This is a genomic window from Leptospirillum ferrooxidans C2-3 (genome assembly GCF_000284315.1).
Lineage (GTDB): Bacteria > Nitrospirota > Leptospirillia > Leptospirillales > Leptospirillaceae > Leptospirillum > Leptospirillum ferrooxidans.
Window position 1 is genome coordinate 2375029 of the sequence record NC_017094.1, and the last position, 15860, is coordinate 2390888.

A 15860-nucleotide genomic window follows, 5' to 3' on the forward strand; every position below is an offset into this window, starting at 1 on the left:
TATAGTCCTAGATCACATCAATAGCGAGCATCAGACGGTTTTTTCCCGTGAGGCCAATCATTGACCTTCCCCGGGAAATCCGGCCGGGGCATATGGGTAAAATAAGCCGATACGTCGACAGCTTCCTGATCCGTCAGCTCACCCTGTCCAAGAGGCGTGTCCATGGAGTGGGAGATGGGCATGTTGTTCCTGACGAAGGCCGCGGCGGTATAGGTTTTGGCGATTCCTGCCCCGATATTAAAGGAATGTGGCCCCCATAACGGAGGAAATAGATAGGAACCGTGAGCATCCAGAAGACCTTCTCCCTGCTTTCCGTGACACGATGCACAGTCTTGCCGGTAGATCTTCTTTCCATCAGGAAGATCGGGCACAAGTCTCTTGCTGATCCCTCCAAGCCCCCGCCCGGGAATCGTATCGTGTCGATGAAAACCATCGTTCATCCAGTTCATATAAGCCACCATGGCGGACATGGCTTTTGAGTGTTTGTCGAGAGCAACCCCATTCATTGAGCGAAGGAAACAGCCATTGATCCTGTCGGCCATATCGATCACCTTCCCCGCCCGGGATGAATAGGAGGGAAACTGGGAGGCAAGCCCGACAAAGGGAGAGGCATACGCCATGGTTCCCGCATCGAGGTGGCAACTCGCGCAGGTAAGCTCATCCCCCACATTTTTTGCAAGAAGAGTCTTCGTCTCGATCATCAGGCGCATTCCGTAAAGGATCTCGTCACGATGGGGATCCTTGAGGATCCCCGCGAGGCGAGGGGCAGCGTAGGATCCCGCGGAAGAGGGACGGGGAGTGATTTCAGAACGGATTCTCCCGATCTGCTCCGGGGTAACCATCGGAGCATGATTTCCCCACGCTGTACGGATGAATGTGACGATCTGGGCCAGCTCCTCATCTGTCAGTCCTCCATAGTTCGGCATGGCGAAAGACTTCGGATACTCCGCGGTCACCGCGGAGCGGGAACCGGAGAGAATCACATGGACGACCGAGAGAGGGTTGCGAGAAAGGATGGACGGATTTTCCGCCAGTGAGGGGAAAAGATTGGCCACCCCCTTTCCGTCGAGCTGGTGACAGGAGGCGCAGAACTGGACATAGCCGAGCCCGCCCGCTGTCGTGAAGAGAGAGGCAGCGGAATGACTCTGGCTCGGTGATATGGTTTCTTGTGGTCCGCCGGGAGAGGATCCGGAATTCCTGACGAGCGATTTCAGATAGACATCCATTGCGTGAAGGTCACTGTCCGTATATTTCTGCGTGCTAAAATGATCCACCTCGGCCATGATCCCGAATGCCGCATTCTGTCCATTGCGCCCGGTCTTCAGAAAGGCTTCGATCCCTTTTATCGATCGGGGATTCCTGAGGCTTGGGGCATACCAAGAATCGATGGTGGCCCCGCTCAGATACTCCCGTCCGTTCGGGCCGCTTTCGTCCATGGCCTTCTCCTGCAATCCGAGGCCGCGAGGAGTGTGGCAAGAGCCGCAGTGGCCGAGTCCCTGAATGATATAGGCCCCGCGGTTCCAGTCCGCGGATTTGGAAAGATCCGGGCGATAGGGTCTGTCCTCCAGAAACAGCCATTTCCACACGGACAGCCCAAGGCGAATATTGAAGGGCCAATGGATCCGGCTTTCTCTGTTCCTCTGGTATATGGGCCTGACCCCGTACATCAGGTAGGAATAGAGCGCATACAGATCCTGGTCGGTGATTTTTGCATAGGAAGGATAAGGCATGGCAGGGAAGAGATTCTTCCCGTTCCGGTCGACTCCGTCCCTCATGGCCCGAATGAACTGGGCCAGGGAGTAGCCCCCGATCCCAGTATCCCGATCGGGCGTGATATTTGTCGAATAGAGGATGCCGAAAGGGGTATTCATGGGAACTCCCCCGGCCAGAGGCTTCCCGCCGCGTGCCGTATGGCAGGCAAAACAATCGCCCAGATGGGCCAGATACTCTCCTTGGCGGATCGTGGCGGCGTCAGGAGGAGGAAGAGTTGTATCGGCCGATGCATGGGAAGTCTGGAAACTCAATCCCAATAAGGCTCCCATCAAACCAAGGAGAAGCGCGGGACGAATCCAGCGAATTTTTCTGAACAGAGCGATTCGACGCATCGGATTTCCCCCCCTGAATGAGTCTCTCCCCCTTATATGGGGGCAGATGATCTGTTGAGCATGGCTCTTTGAGCGGCACGCACACTTTTGAACCTTCCACCTCTGCTCTTGAGTTTACCCATACCGATTCCGTCAGGACACAGTTCCATGGGGAGATTCGGAAGGTCGATCAAAATCGCCATCATGGCGGAGATGTCGTCAAGCTTCTGGATTCCCCTCCATAGGATTTCGCTCCCTGGTTCCCCATCGCCTTTTCTCCATCCCCCCTCCCGGGCTTGCACCATCTGTATCGCTTTACGAAGGGTAGGGGCGGGCCACCCAGAGTCCAGAAAAACCCGGACGCGGAAGACCATCGAAAACCCCCATCCGGGTCTTTGATGGAAGAGGATCCAGACGACCATCAGAGAAGCCCGGCTGTGCCGCGTCTCTTTTTCTTCGGATTTGCTCCCTGATCCTGACCACATGATGGACGGCCATGCAATCTTCGGCCTTTTTGGTCTGACCACTCAGAACAACATCCATCTTCACCTTCTCATGGTCGAAAAATGGTTGCCCCAACAGATCTGTTACCCTCAGGTCATGATGGATACTGCACTGTGTTCCCGTCAAAGCCCGGACTCCTTCCGGTCCGAAATATCGAGCCAGATCCCACCCACCATGCGGACTTCACCCGAAGGTTCCAGAATCGGAAACATCGTTGAAAGCCAGCGGACCATCGCCCCATCAACGGCAAACTTCTCCACCGTCTGAATGGGCTTTCCCGTCCCCAGAACGGTTCTCAGGTTTTCCTCAAGATCATTGGCGACCTCTTCTCCCCAAACCTCTTTCAGCGATCTTCCCAGAAAACTGGAGGGTCTTTTCAGAAACCGCCGCTCCCAGATCTGATTGACGTAAAGATAGTTCCCGTCCTGATCGAGAATAAAAGCCGCACCGGGAAGATGCTTCATGAACTGGGAAAAGCGCTCCTCGCTGACACGAAGCGCTTCCTGCGTTTCCCGGAGAAGCTTTTTTTCCTCCGACTCCGAAACCGCCCTCAACACCGCCTGAGGGAGCCTGTCCGGATGATCTTTCAAAACATAATCCGTTGCTCCCATCTTGAGGGATTCAATCGCCCGCTCCTCCCCTATGGTCCCTGAGACAAAGATAAAGGGGACATCGGGACAGAGCGCCTGTGTGATGGCCAGAGCCTTGAGTCCATTAAAGTCAGCGGGAAGGGTGTAGTCCGACAGGATCACGTCGGGAGAAAACTCAAGGATCCCCTTCCTGAAGTTTTCCTCCGACTTGACCACCATCGTCTTAAAATGAAGCCCTGCCCTTGTCAGCTCCCGGATTTCAAGCTCAGCATCGGTTGCCACATCCTCGCAAAACAGAATTTTCAAGACTTTTTCCTCGTTCCCGGAAGACATCGACCACCCATCCTTTCATTCTTCATCCCAGCTGCCAGGATCCCGGAAGAAGCGGAAAATCCAAAAACCCGCTTCCGTCACAGGAACTTTTTCACTCACTCCCCCTCGTTTCCGGGAGCGCCATCGGGAAGACGGTTCACCACTGTCCAGTAAAGCCCCGCATCGGAGACCGTTTTCATGAATTGCTCAAACTCCACCGGTTTGACGATATAGCTGTTGACGCCCAGGTTGTAGCTCTCCAGAAGATCCGCCTCTTCGGTCGACGAGGTGAGCATCACCACCGGAATGAACCGGGTTTCCTCATGGCTTTTGAGAATTTTTAACACCTCAGTCCCGTCAAGCTTCGGAAGCTTGATATCCAGAAGGACAAGCTTCAGGACAGGATGGGGCGGCCTATTGGCAAATCGCCCCTGGCAAAACAGAAAATCGATCGCCTCCTGACCATCGGTCACCCAATAGATGCTGTTTGTCAGATGATGGCTTTTAAGGGCCCTCATCGTCAGTTCCGCATCAAAGGGGTTATCTTCCACAAGGAGAATCTCGACAGGCCCCACCAACTCGCTCATGATGCATCCTCTCTTGTATCCATGGTGGCGGTTTCTAACGATCTTCCGGAAAAAGTCTCCTGATCATCTTCCGGAACAAGGGGAACCGGAATGGAAAAAAAGAATGTGGCCCCCTCTTTTGGCTTGCCCACTGCCCAGACCCGGCCACCGTGTCTGGAGACAATCCGGTGGACAATGGCAAGACCAACACCTGTTCCCGGGAAATCCTCCTGGGAATGAAGCCGTTGAAAGACCCCAAACAGCTTTTTGTAATATTTCATCTCAAAACCTTCCCCATTGTCGGAGATGGAGTAAACCACCTCTCCGTCCCTTTTTTGCCCCTCGACACTGATCCGGGGGGATTCTGTCTTTTGCGTGAATTTCACGGAGTTCGACAGAAGATTCAGGAACACCTGAAACAAAAGGGAAGAATCGCCAAACGCCCTGGGGAGATCTCCAACCAGAATACTCCCTGAAAAAGAGGAAACAACCCCAACCTCCCCCACCGCCTTCTTTGCCAGGGAGGTCATATCCACCCACCGCTTTTCAAGAGGAGCCTTCCCCATTCGGGAAAGAGTCAGCAAATCGTCGATCAACTGCGACATTCTGGCGGTATTTTCACGTACGATCCCCAAAAGCCTCATGGCTTCCCTGTCGAGCCCCTTTCCGTAATCCTCCATCAGAATCCGGGAAAAACCGTCGATCGCCCGAAGAGGAGAGCGGAGATCGTGGGAAACAGAGTAGGTAAATCCCTCGAGTTCCTTGTTCTTCTCTTCAAGCTCCTTCGCATGGGAGGACAGGAGATCGTTGAGGTCAAGGATCACTTTCCGGTCCCGGATCCTGTCCGTAATATCAATCAGCACCGAACGGCTCAACAGGAACCCCCCTTTCAGGTCCCTGATGGCCGTCGCATTCGAGAGCGCCCAAAAATGGCTTCCGTCCTTTCGGACAAACTCGAACTCGACATCCCTGACCATTCCGGATTCCTTGAACCGGTCAAACTCCCGCTCATAGACTTCACGGGAGGCGGGTGTCATAAATTCATGATAATGTTTCACGCCGACCACCTCATGCGCTTCATATCCAAGCCAGCCAAGCTCCGTCTTGTTGATCCGGACCATGAGACCATTTTTATCTATGGAATGGTAGCCGCATGGAGCATAGTCATAGAGATCTTCATACTCCCTGGTCAATCTGCGATTTTCCCTTTCTGCCCTTTCATGGGCCGAAAGCTCCCGGAACAAAAACGCGAGCGAAATCATGATCATCGCGGACGCCAGAAGATACCCTGCCAGAATGACCCGGTGGACCCTGTCGGAATGGAGATCCGATTCCTTCCGGTAATTGGCCACCCGCAAAGACTCTTCACTGCGCATCCTTTTGATAACCGACCGGATCCGGTCCATGTCCGATTTGGCAAGATCCATGATGAGAAGGCTTTGCTCCGGATCCGGTGTCCGATATTTTTGCCTTATGCTCACACCCGCCTTCAGGTAGGTCAGCCGCCTTTCGGAAAGACTCTGAAGTTCATCGAGATTTTTTTGCTGGAAGGGATCATCTCTCGTGAGGTTTTTCAGGAGGAGGATTTCGTTTCGGGAGCGTTTGATCGCCTCACTGTAAGGGGTAAGGTAGGAGGAGGATCCTGTGATAAAATAGCCCCGCTCTCCGGTTTCTTCATCCTCCAGAAAGGAGAGCATCCGGTTGATATTGGTCATGATCAGGTAAGAATGGGAGACAAGCTCTTCCCGGCGGGCAAACGAAGAGACGCTCTCCCAAGAGATAAAGGCCACCGACCCCATCATCACAAGAGCCAGAAGAACCACCGAGACCAGAAGAGGTTTCCGTTCCAAAAGCCCTCCCTTTCGGTTTTCGACACCGTACAGGATTTGCCAAAGGAAAATCCGCCAGATCAGTCCCTAAAAAAGAAAGACTGTCCGGCGACGAAACGAGACCGTTTTTTGATGACGATGACTGAGATTGGGATATCTTCCTGAAAATAGAATTCTTTGTCAAAATAACCCGATAGATCCATTGGATCTTCACCCTCTTTTCCGAAGGGCCAATGCGCCCATCTCCGGACAGCCGGGATCAATGCAAACACTCCAAGCCAGAAAAGGAAAAACAATGGCAAGGGATTTTACAATCGGACTGGCGCTTGGCTCCGGTTCTGCCAGGGGATGGGCTCACATAGGGGTCATCAAGGCCCTCTCCCGTCTTGGCATCGAACCGGACATCATCTGCGGGACATCTGTTGGAGCCCTTGTCGGAGCGGCCTACGCCAGCGGAAAGCTTGAGCATCTTGAAAAATGGGCTCTGGAGCTCACACCCAAGACCATCGCCCGCTATGCCCTCATTTCGATCGGAGGAGGAACGTTTCTTTCAAGCGACAAGCTTTTTCCGGTTTTCGGAGAAGAGGTCGGATCAATCCTGATCGAAGAGCTCCCCAAAAAGTTCGCGGCCGTTGCCACAGATCTTGATTCAGGGGAGGAGGTCTGGATCAAAAGGGGCCCCCTTGTCGATGCGGTCTCTCCATCAATCGCCCTTCCCGGATTATTCTCGCCGGTCGCCTTTGGAAGGCGCTGGCTTGTGGATGGAGGTCTGGTCAATCCGGTTCCAGTGACACTGTGCCGTGCCATGGGAGCCGAGATCGTCATCGCGGTCAACCTGAACGGCGATCTGGTGAAAAGAGTCCGGGAACGCGTCATTCCCCCCGCTCAGACGATCCCTGAAGAAAAGGAAACGGAGAACCGGGAGATCTCTTTCTGGGAAAATATCAGTTCGCAATTCAAAAGCCGATTCGCAAACGGGAAAAGCGAACCCGTTCCCAAAGACACTCCGGCGGATGTTCCCAGACTTTTAAAAGTACTGGCCAGTTCGATCAATATCATGCAAGACCGGATCACCAGGAGCCGGATGGCTGGCGACCCGCCGGACATCGTACTCTCCCCCAGGCTCTCGGAGCTTGGACTACTCGATTTCCATCGGGCGCAAGAAGCCATCAGGGAAGGAGAAGAGTGCGTCGAACGGATGCTCCCGGTGATCAACGACACCCTTTTTTGGGAAAAGGAAAAATGACCCCCCTCCGACACGCTCCTCGATAGCCCTTGTCTCCTGAAGGAACCGTTCGTTTTCATCGAACCCCTTCGCGGGGGTTATAATGGACAAATGTTACCCGTTTCCCATGGGTTTTGCCGTTTGCCTGGCAACCAGCCTCTCCATCATGCGAAGGTCCCGATCGGTCAGGCGAAGGGCAGCATCAACCCAGATCTCGGTAATATGGATCAACTCCTCATAGGAGACAGGATCGACATATTTTTTGACCTCCCTGATCGCCATCATTCCATTCCGGAACTTGTTTTCCTTTCGGATATAGTTATAGACCGCACTTTTCCCCTGACCTTCTTCGGCAAGGTGATCGACCACTCCCATATCGTATAGCTCCTGGGCCGTATGGATGATTCCACTCTCGATCAGTCTCTGCGCCTTTGACGGACCAATCCTTCTGGAAAGGAAACTGTAAGCACCCATTCCGGGGAAGAGATTGAAAAGAATTTCCGGAAGTCCCATCCGGGCGTTTTTTTCGGCAATGATGACATCACAGGCCAGTGCGCATTCAAAACCTCCACCCAGGGCATCCCCTTCCACCAGGGCAATGGCAGTGATATCCCGGGTAAAGTGGATGACGCCACCATAGATGGCATTGATGCAGGAGCGGGCGTAGGAGAGGAGAGCTTCACGGTCCTTCTCGGCAATCAGTTGCCGAAAAAGATTCAGGTCGCCCCCGTAGTTGAAGATCCCCGGAACCGAAGAGGCCTGGACCATGTAATGAACCTCCCTGTCCGCCTGCACCGCCAGATGGTTCGCATAATGCTGAAGCTCCTTGAGCATCGTCGGAGTAAAACATGGACGGGGATCTCCCTTCATGAAACACCAGTCTGTCCGATATGCGGCATCATGGGTGATCGCAAGCTGTGAATAGGAAGGGCAGGGAACAACTTGTGCCGTCAAAGCTTCTCTTGTCTCAAGATTTTCCATGTTCATTCTCCTTTAAATTTCATTAATTTTAAAAATAATAAAAATAAAAGATCGTTAAACAAAAAAAGCCAAGCAAATACTACAAAAAAAATCAAACGCTTGAACACTTTAACGAAATAAAAAAACTTGAGAGCATATTGGCATCAGATTTTTTTGTTGTCAATTTATTTTTTTATTGATAAATTAAAATAATTTATTTAAAAGGAAATACGTCCCAAAAATATGGCGATCCATCGATTTCCGATCGCCGAAAAGGGCTCTCCAGATCACTTGATGGCCCTTTGAAAATCCGATTTTCAAAGCTGTTGAATATTCTGGAAATTGCGCTGGATCTTCCTGGAATGAGCCCCGATAAAGGCTATGGGAGAAGGTGTGGTGGGCAGATAAAAACGGATTCCGTCAGATCACTCTGGCTTCAAGGTTGCCTCTCCTGTGAGTCCGGTCTGATCCGGCATTGCAGTCCAACTCATTCCGGAGGATATGCTCCCAAACCAGAGAGTTTTTGCTGGAAAAAAGGATTTATTCCTTTTTTCCAGCATTCATCAAGCCATTTTTTATCAGGAATTTGTGAATGACTCCCTTTTTTTATTGGAATCATCGAAAAGATCGGTCTCTTCGTCGACAAAACGCCGGATCTCCGATGCGGTCAGAAAAAAGACCTCCCGGATCCGGTCCATAACGAACATTGCCCTGCCGGACAATATCAGAGAGATCTCCATGGACTCGGTATCCGAAAGAAGCTTGACCAGCTTTTGTGCCCCAATCTGGATAGCGCTTCCCTTGAGTCCGTGAACCGCATCCATGAACTCGGGGAAATCGCAACGAAGCAGTGAATCCTCCATCAGTGAGAGAAGCCGTTCCCCATCAGACAAAAAACCCTGAAGGAGGGTCCGGATAAACCCGGGATCGGGGCTGACCTTCTCGAGCTCAGCCAGGATGGCCTTGTCCAAAATTGATGGATCCAGCCCGGAAAAACTGGAAGTGTCGGGCGAGGATGATCCGGGCCGATCCCCTGCCGAGGTAATGCGATCAATTTCGGACAAGAGAAGGGAGATCTGGATCGGTTTTGTCAAAAAGGCCTGCGCCCGGGCTTCAAAACAGGAATCGGCCGCTTCTTTTGTCGCGTTTGCCGACAGGATAATAGCCGGAACGGGAGATTTTCCTTCCATAAAATGATGGGTTTTCAATACATCAAGGCCCCCCATGACGGGCATGCAAAGATCCAGAATCATCAGGTCAAACGTCTCGGATTCGAGACAATCAAGAGCCATCTCCCCATCGGATACTATCCGGACCATATGGCCGGCCCCCGCCAGGATTCCCTCGACCACCTTCTGGTTCACCGAATTATCTTCTGCAACCAGAATCCTCAAAGCACGCCCGGGAGGTGAGATCACCGGGGCGGCGGATTCCTGCACCCCCGAATGTCCATCCTCGAGCGACCAAAGTGCAATCGACCTCAGTAAACGGTCAGGAAACGCCCTGGTTATCACATAGGAGCCGCCAGCAGGCAAATCTCCGGGAGAAGGCTCGGGAAGATCGTCAGCAAGAATCAGCACCTTGAGCATGGAAGACAGGACTCTTGAATCTTCCTTGTCTGACAGGATGTTCCAGAAAAGATCCCTGTTGGAGGAATCGATTTTTGCCACAAACACCCCTCGAAGGTCATTTGGCTCATAGAAAAAAAGAGCTCTCGCACCGGCAGGGATCAAACGCAGATCACCTGCAAATGGCGCAAGAATCTCTTCATAGTGCCCAAAGTCCTCATGTTGTCCCCAGAAAAAAACTCTCGGGGCGGTCTTGATGAGCGATGGATCAGGGTTATCCTCGCGCCCGAAGGGAACTTCGAACCAGAAGGTCGAGCCAACACCTTCCTTGCTTTGAAAACCGATACTCCCCCCCAATAGTTCCACAAGCTGCCGTGCATACGATAACCCAAGACCCGTCCCGCCAAAACGTTTTGTCACTGTTTCATCACCCTGCATAAACCGTTCGAAGATGCGGGACTTCATCGACTCGGGAATCCCGACTCCCGTATCCGACACCTCGAATCGGAGACGGGATCCCGATGGATCGTCAAAGGCCACTCGAATCGAGAGGGAGACCGCCCCTGTGCTGGTGAACTTCACCGCATTCCCCAATAAATTGATCAGGATCTGGCGAAGGTGCGATGCGTCTCCGTTTAAAAAAACCGGAAGGCGGCTATCCCATATCACCTTGAAGGGTAAGGACTTGTTAATCGCCAGGGGTTCGATCGAAGACAGTGTCTGATAAACAAATTGGTCCAGATTGAACCGGCGGGACTCGGAAACAACCCTTCCGGCCTCGATTTTCGAAAAGTCCAGGATCTTTTCGATCATCTCGACAAGATTGTTGGCTGATACCTGCATCGTTTCGATCAGTCCGCGCTGTTTCTCGGTCGGATTTTTGGAAAGCAGAATATCACCCATGCCGATAATGCCATTCAAGGGTGTCCTCAGCTCGTGGCTCATATTGGCCAAAAAACGGGATTTGGCCCGATTGGCCTCATTGGCCATATCGATCAGCTTTTTTTGCTTATCAAGAAGAACGGCCATATAAAGCGGAAGAACTACAATCGCAAGAAACTGGCTCCAGAAGAGGATCGGATGGCTTCTCCAGAACGAGCTTATAAAAAACACCGAGAGAAGGCCAACAAAAGAAACAGATGTCGACAAAGCAAGATACGGAAGTCCATAGCGAAAACCGTTTCCCATGATCACCCAAAGGTAGATGACACCCATGGGAAGTCCCTGCTCACCGCTGGTCGCCATGACAAAAGACGCGGTGGACAGATCGAGAAAGATGCCCAGCGTTTTCCGGACAGGAGAGGGACGGGGACGATGGAATATCGAAACAATGATCAGAACGGAAAGAGAGAGGAAGAAAAAAATGGAATAGCGATGGACAGACAGGAGAAGCTGTCCCGCCCGATCCCCGCCTGAAGGCAAGGCGAGAAGGTACAACGATCCCAGGATGCCGATGGCAAGACGAATGAAAGCCTGCTCATGTTCCTGGCTATTGTTTTCCCGAAGTCTCGAACGAAGAGCTTCTATTCCATTCATCGAACTCTCAATTCAAAAGTGGTGGAATCGTCCAAAGGATCATGACGGGGCTTCCAGATCTCCCATGATGATCGAGATCCGGCGAACCTCTTCGATCTGTCTCAGAAAAGCCTCTACACAGTCCGGATCGAACAGTTTTCCCGAATGCTCCTGCAGATAGGACATGGCGTCCTCAAAAGTCCAGGCGTTCTTGTAGGGACGAACCGAGGTCAACGCGTCAAAAACATCGGCAACGGTCACAATCCTTGCCTCGAGGGGAATCTCTCTCCCCGAAAGGCCGAACGGATATCCCGATCCGTCAAAGCGCTCCTGATGGGCAAGGGCAATCACCGCACCCATCTCGATATACCGGGAGCTGCTCTCCTTTAAAATCTGGTGGCCAATCATCGGATGCATCTTGATGATCTCGTATTCATCAGACGTCAGGATTCCCGGCTTTTTTAAAACATGGTCCGGGATCCCGATCTTGCCGATATCATGCATCGGCGCCGACAGCTCGATCGCTTCGCAATGATCCTCCGGAAGCCCCATGGCCTGGGCAATAAGCTTTGCATACCTGGCCATCCTGACGACATGATTACCGGTTTCAAAGTCGTGGAACTCCCCCGCCCTGGCGAGCCTCAGCAGGGTTTCTCTCTCGCGCTGTTTCTGAAGGAGGACCGCATCGGCGACCTCCTCTTCCAAAAAACGGGAATGACTTTTCAGTTCAATGGTCATCTTTCGTAGCGATAACAGGTTCTTGCAACGGCACTGGCACTCGATCCGGTCAAGCGGACGGGTGAGAAAGTCGGTGGCCCCGGCATCAAGGGCCTGATAGCGGATATTTTTATCTTCAAGAATCGTCACCATGATGATCGGAACATCCTCCCCGGATGGTTGGGAGCGAAAGCCCCGGATCAGGTCGATTCCGTTCATTTTGGGCATTTTATAGTCCAGGAGGATCAAATCCGGGAGATCTTTCACATAGGAAGCCAAAGCCTCTTCCGGATCCGAAAAACTCACTGTCGTGATCTTGGGTGAGATCGATTTGATGATCTCTTCCAGAACCTTGCGACCAACAAACTGGTCATCGACGATCATGACCCTCGCAGACTCAAGGAAGTGCTCAAAAGACCGGTATCGGTTCGCCTCTTTCATTTCCATTCCTCTTTCCTTTATCGCGATATAGGGCAGCATGGCCTTTTGGAAAACAGTATTTATCATTGGAAATTCATCAAGACAATTCATTTTCTTCCGGACGAAAAACAAGAGCCATCAATCTGACCGGGCAAAAAATAACCAAAGTCTATAGGAAAAAGGAGCATCATTCCAACAAATAAATTTATGTAATCCAAAAAAAATAGAATCGGACAATATGCCATCCGCGATAAAGAGTCTTCGGAAAGCCGGGAAACAGAAAAGAGCGACACTAAAGATCGCTAGACTATTGGCATGCCCCCCCCTCCAGATCTTCATTTTGCTTCAATTTTTCCCGAAGGGTCGTGCGGCTGATTCCCAGAAGTCTGGCACCCTTGACCTGATTCCCGCGGGAAATCGCCAGGGCCTCTGAGACCAGAATCTCTTCCATCATCGACCGGAAAAAAGCAAAGATCCCCAGCCCTCCCGGTGCTCCCCGGCCGCTTGATCGAACCATGAAATCCCGGACTTTTCTCCGGATAAGATGATCAAAAGCCTCACCCCTTCCGTCTTCCCACCTCAGACGGTCCAGGAAAAGGTGCAGCTTATGGGGAAGCTCAGTCGCGTCTCCCGAAAGGATCAGAGGATGGCGGATCCCCCGCCGATCCCGTTCCGATAGGGAATCCAGATCCATTACCAGAAGGTCGATCCCGGGAAAGTCATCCATTGGACGATAATCCTCCAGAAACCTCTCCGCGCGAAGTCCAAATCGGTCCAGAACCAAATCAAGCTCATTCATCACCCTTTCCGAACGGGAGTGAAGGGTGATCCTGATCGAATGGGGGCCGGGGAGGGCATGGCCATCCCCGGGAAGATTGGACTGGTTCATGTGCCATGCGGCCGGAAAGTAAAGTCAATTCCGTCAAAGTCCACCGAAACAACCGACCCTTGGGAAATCCCCCCGGAAAGGATTTTCTGGGCGAGGGGATTCAGGATCAGGGACTGGACCGCCCTTTTCAGTGGTCTTGCCCCATAAACGGGGTCATATCCCACAGCGGTGAGCTCTTCTTCGGCCGCCGGAGAGATCTCAAGCTGTATGCCCTGGTCTTTCAGACGGGCATTGAGCCCGTCGAGCTGGATGCGGACGATTCGTCCAATCTCATGTCTCAAAAGAGGGTGGAAAACGATGATCTCATCGATCCTGTTCAAAAATTCCGGACGAAATGTCTTCGAGAGGATCTCCAGAACCTCCTGCTTCGTCTCATCCGCATCAAGGCCCACCCGTTCCCGGATAATGTCCGATCCGACATTCGAGGTCATGATGATGACCGTGTTCCGAAAATCGACCACCCGTCCCTGTCCGTCCGTCAGTCTCCCGTCATCAAGGACCTGGAGAAGGATATTGAAAACATCGGGATGGGCTTTTTCGACCTCGTCGAGCAAAATGACCGAGTAGGGTTTCCTCCGGATGGACTCCGTCAGCTGGCCACCCTCCTCATATCCCACATAACCGGGAGGTGCCCCGACCAGACGGGAGACGGCATGCTTTTCCATATACTCCGACATGTCGATCCTGATCATGGCCTGGTCACTGTCAAAGAGAAACTCCGCCAGCGCTTTTGCCAGTTCCGTCTTTCCGACACCTGTGGGGCCCAGAAAGAAGAAGGAGCCCAAGGGTCGATTGGGATCCTGGATGCCGGCGCGAGCCCTCCTGATGGCATTCGATACCGCAGCCAACGCCTCCTGCTGCCCAACGACCCGGCTTCCCAGCCTCTCTTCCATCTGGAGGAGCTTCTGGACCTCCCCTTCAAGCATTCTTGAGACAGGAATCCCGGTCCACCGGCTGATCACATCGGCAACGTCTTCCTCCTCGACCTCTTCCTTCAAAAGCCGGTTTCCCTGATTTTCGAGAAGTTTCTGGCTATCCGCCAGCTCCTTCTCGAGCTTCGGAATCCGGCTGTACTGGATTTCTGAGGCCCGGTCGAAGGAACCTTCCCGGATGGCCATTTCCATCGCCTGCCTCGCCTCTTCGATCTGTTGCTTGAGGGTTCTGACCGTACCGATGTCTTTTTTCTCCCCGTCCCACTGAACCTTCAGCCTGGCAAGCTCGGATTTTTTGGACTCAAGCTCGTTTTCGACCTCCTGACGTCGGCCAAGGGATTCCGTGTCCTCCTCTTTAGCAAGGGCCATCTTCTCCATCTCGAGCTGGCGAATGCGCCGGTCGACATCGTCTAGCGTCCTGGGCATACTGTCGATGGCGACCCGAAGCTGGGAAGCGGCCTCATCGATCAGGTCGATCGCCTTGTCCGGCAGAAAACGTCCAGAGATATACCTCTGGGAGAGGACCGCTGCGGCAACGATGGCGGAATCCCGAATCCTGACCCCATGATGGATCTCATACTTTTCCTTGAGCCCCCGGAGAATCGCGATCGTATCCTCAATGGACGGCTCTCCTACCAGAACCGGCTGGAACCGTCTCTCAAGGGCGGCGTCCTTTTCAATATGCTCCCTGAACTCGTCGAGCGTAGTGGCTCCGATTGCCCGAAGCTCACCTCTCGCAAGAGCCGGTTTCAGAAGGTTCGAGGCATCCATGGCGCCGCCCTCTGTCGCTCCGGCCCGAACAATCGTGTGAAGCTCATCGATGAACAGGATGATCCGGCCATCCGAACCGGTCACTTCTTTCAGAACCGCCTTGAGGCGTTCCTCAAAATCCCCGCGATACTTGGCACCGGCCAGAAGCGATCCCAGATCGAGAGCGAAAATAGTCCGGTCCTTCAACCCTTCGGGAACATCCCCGGAAACGATCCTCTGGGCCAGCCCCTCGACAATAGCAGTTTTTCCCACACCGGGATCTCCGATCAGGACAGGGTTGTTCTTCGTTCTCCGGGAAAGCACCTGGACAACCCGGCGGATCTCCGCATCCCTTCCGATCACCGGATCCAGCTTGTTCTGTTTGGCCATGGCGGTCAGGTCACGGCCAAATTTCGAAAGGGCCTGATACTTGTCCTCCGGATTCTGGTCGGTGACTCTCTGGTTTCCCCTAACCTCTGTGAGGGCTTTCATTACTTTTTCACGGTCGAGCCCCGCCCCCTTGAGAAGCTTCGATTCGGTTCCGGAGCCCCCGATCATCGCCAGAAGGATGTGCTCGACACTGACAAAATCATCCTTGAAGGTTTTGGCTTCTTCCTGAGCGCGATCCAGAAGATCCCCGGTCGATCGGGACAGGGAGGGACCCGACCCGGCTCCGGACCCTGTCACTGTGGGCAAAAGTTTTATGGCCTCATCTGTTTTGGCTTTCAGGGCCTCCTGACCGGTTCCCATTTTCTCGAGAAGGGGAATCACCAAACCCCCTTCCTGAACCAGAAGTTCCCTCAGAAGATGGATCGGCTCAACCAACGTGTTGCCGCGTCTCCTTGCCTCGTCGACCGCGGACTGAAGCGCTTCCTGGGACTTGATCGTCAGCTTTTCAAGATTCATGAGTGCATCCTTTCTTGTTGGGACTGGAGCTGTTTGGACACGGAAGGAGAAACAAAATCTCCCTATTCACCACTTCGCATGAGATGATCATAT

12 protein-coding genes are annotated in these 15860 nt (G+C 52.8%); 2 read left to right on the plus strand and 10 right to left on the minus strand.

Annotation, left to right across the window (positions count from 1 at the left end; all coding sequences use genetic code 11):
- Positions 1-17: 17 nt before the first annotated feature.
- Positions 18-2105 carry a c-type cytochrome gene (locus tag LFE_RS11830; protein WP_014450456.1) on the minus strand — a complete coding sequence of 696 codons (2088 nt, stop codon included), beginning with the start codon at positions 2103-2105 and terminating at the stop codon, positions 18-20.
- Positions 2106-2173: 68 nt separating this feature from the next.
- Between LFE_RS11830 and LFE_RS14190 the strand changes: the two genes are divergently transcribed.
- Entirely contained in the window at positions 2174-2329 is a 156-nt protein-coding gene (locus LFE_RS14190; protein ID WP_158310275.1) for a hypothetical protein, read from the plus strand.
- 70 nt (positions 2330-2399) lie between these two features.
- Here LFE_RS14190 and LFE_RS11840 read toward each other — a convergent pair whose 3' ends face one another.
- From LFE_RS11840 to LFE_RS13330, 4 genes are all read right to left on the minus strand, one after another.
- On the minus strand, positions 2400-2714 hold the full coding sequence (locus LFE_RS11840) for a hypothetical protein (protein WP_014450458.1): 315 nt from the start codon (positions 2712-2714) through the stop codon (positions 2400-2402).
- Complete coding sequence (locus LFE_RS11845; protein ID WP_014450459.1) at positions 2711-3511, minus strand: PAS domain-containing protein; 801 nt, start codon at positions 3509-3511, stop codon at positions 2711-2713. Before LFE_RS11845 ends, LFE_RS11840 begins: the two co-directional genes overlap by 4 nt.
- Before the next feature lie 95 nt (positions 3512-3606).
- A complete protein-coding gene (locus tag LFE_RS11850; RefSeq protein WP_014450460.1) occupies positions 3607-4077 on the minus strand; it encodes a response regulator in 471 nt (156 codons plus the stop codon).
- On the minus strand, positions 4074-5906 hold the full coding sequence (locus tag LFE_RS13330; protein WP_014450461.1) for a sensor histidine kinase: 1833 nt from the start codon (positions 5904-5906) through the stop codon (positions 4074-4076). The genes LFE_RS11850 and LFE_RS13330 overlap by 4 nt, the downstream gene beginning before the upstream one ends.
- 274 nt (positions 5907-6180) lie before the next feature.
- Here LFE_RS13330 and LFE_RS11865 point away from each other — a divergent pair, with 274 nt between their 5' ends.
- Positions 6181-7131, plus strand: a complete 951-nt coding sequence (locus LFE_RS11865; protein ID WP_014450462.1) for a patatin-like phospholipase family protein — start codon at positions 6181-6183, stop codon at positions 7129-7131.
- A 93-nt stretch (positions 7132-7224) separates the two neighbouring features.
- Here LFE_RS11865 and LFE_RS11870 read toward each other — a convergent pair whose 3' ends face one another.
- From LFE_RS11870 to clpB, 5 genes are all read right to left on the minus strand, one after another.
- Positions 7225-8091: a crotonase/enoyl-CoA hydratase family protein gene (locus LFE_RS11870; protein ID WP_014450463.1), complete on the minus strand. Its 867-nt coding sequence runs from the start codon at positions 8089-8091 to the stop codon at positions 7225-7227.
- Between the two features lie 557 nt (positions 8092-8648).
- Positions 8649-11174 (minus strand): hybrid sensor histidine kinase/response regulator, encoded by a 2526-nt coding sequence (locus tag LFE_RS13335; RefSeq protein ID WP_014450464.1) that lies wholly within the window; start codon positions 11172-11174, stop codon positions 8649-8651.
- A gap of 39 nt (positions 11175-11213) precedes the next feature.
- The gene (locus LFE_RS11885; protein WP_232502527.1) at positions 11214-12317 is read right to left on the minus strand and encodes an HD domain-containing phosphohydrolase; all 1104 of its coding nucleotides are present in this window, start codon (positions 12315-12317) and stop codon (positions 11214-11216) included.
- 280 nt (positions 12318-12597) lie between these two features.
- Positions 12598-13179, minus strand: coding sequence for a helix-turn-helix domain-containing protein (locus LFE_RS11895; protein WP_014450466.1), 582 nt, complete (start codon positions 13177-13179; stop codon positions 12598-12600).
- Positions 13176-15767, minus strand: a complete 2592-nt coding sequence (gene clpB, locus LFE_RS11900; RefSeq protein WP_014450467.1) for an ATP-dependent chaperone ClpB — start codon at positions 15765-15767, stop codon at positions 13176-13178. The genes LFE_RS11895 and clpB overlap by 4 nt, the downstream gene beginning before the upstream one ends.
- Between the last annotated feature and the right edge of the window lie 93 nt (positions 15768-15860).

Excerpts from the sequence above, each read along its gene's own strand:
- LFE_RS11830 (WP_014450456.1), bottom strand. The coding sequence starts at position 2,105 with ATGCGTCGAATCGCTCTGTTCAGAAAAATTCGCTGGATTCGTCCCGCG.
- LFE_RS11845 (WP_014450459.1), bottom strand. The coding sequence starts at position 3,511 with ATGTCTTCCGGGAACGAGGAAAAAGTCTTGAAAATTCTGTTTTGCGAG.
- LFE_RS11850 (WP_014450460.1), bottom strand. The coding sequence starts at position 4,077 with ATGAGCGAGTTGGTGGGGCCTGTCGAGATTCTCCTTGTGGAAGATAAC.
- LFE_RS11865 (WP_014450462.1), top strand. The coding sequence starts at position 6,181 with ATGGCAAGGGATTTTACAATCGGACTGGCGCTTGGCTCCGGTTCTGCC.
- LFE_RS11870 (WP_014450463.1), bottom strand. The coding sequence starts at position 8,091 with ATGGAAAATCTTGAGACAAGAGAAGCTTTGACGGCACAAGTTGTTCCC.
- LFE_RS13335 (WP_014450464.1), bottom strand. The coding sequence starts at position 11,174 with ATGAATGGAATAGAAGCTCTTCGTTCGAGACTTCGGGAAAACAATAGC.
- LFE_RS11885 (WP_232502527.1), bottom strand. The coding sequence starts at position 12,317 with ATGGAAATGAAAGAGGCGAACCGATACCGGTCTTTTGAGCACTTCCTT.
- LFE_RS11895 (WP_014450466.1), bottom strand. The coding sequence starts at position 13,179 with ATGAACCAGTCCAATCTTCCCGGGGATGGCCATGCCCTCCCCGGCCCC.
- clpB (WP_014450467.1), bottom strand. The coding sequence starts at position 15,767 with ATGAATCTTGAAAAGCTGACGATCAAGTCCCAGGAAGCGCTTCAGTCC.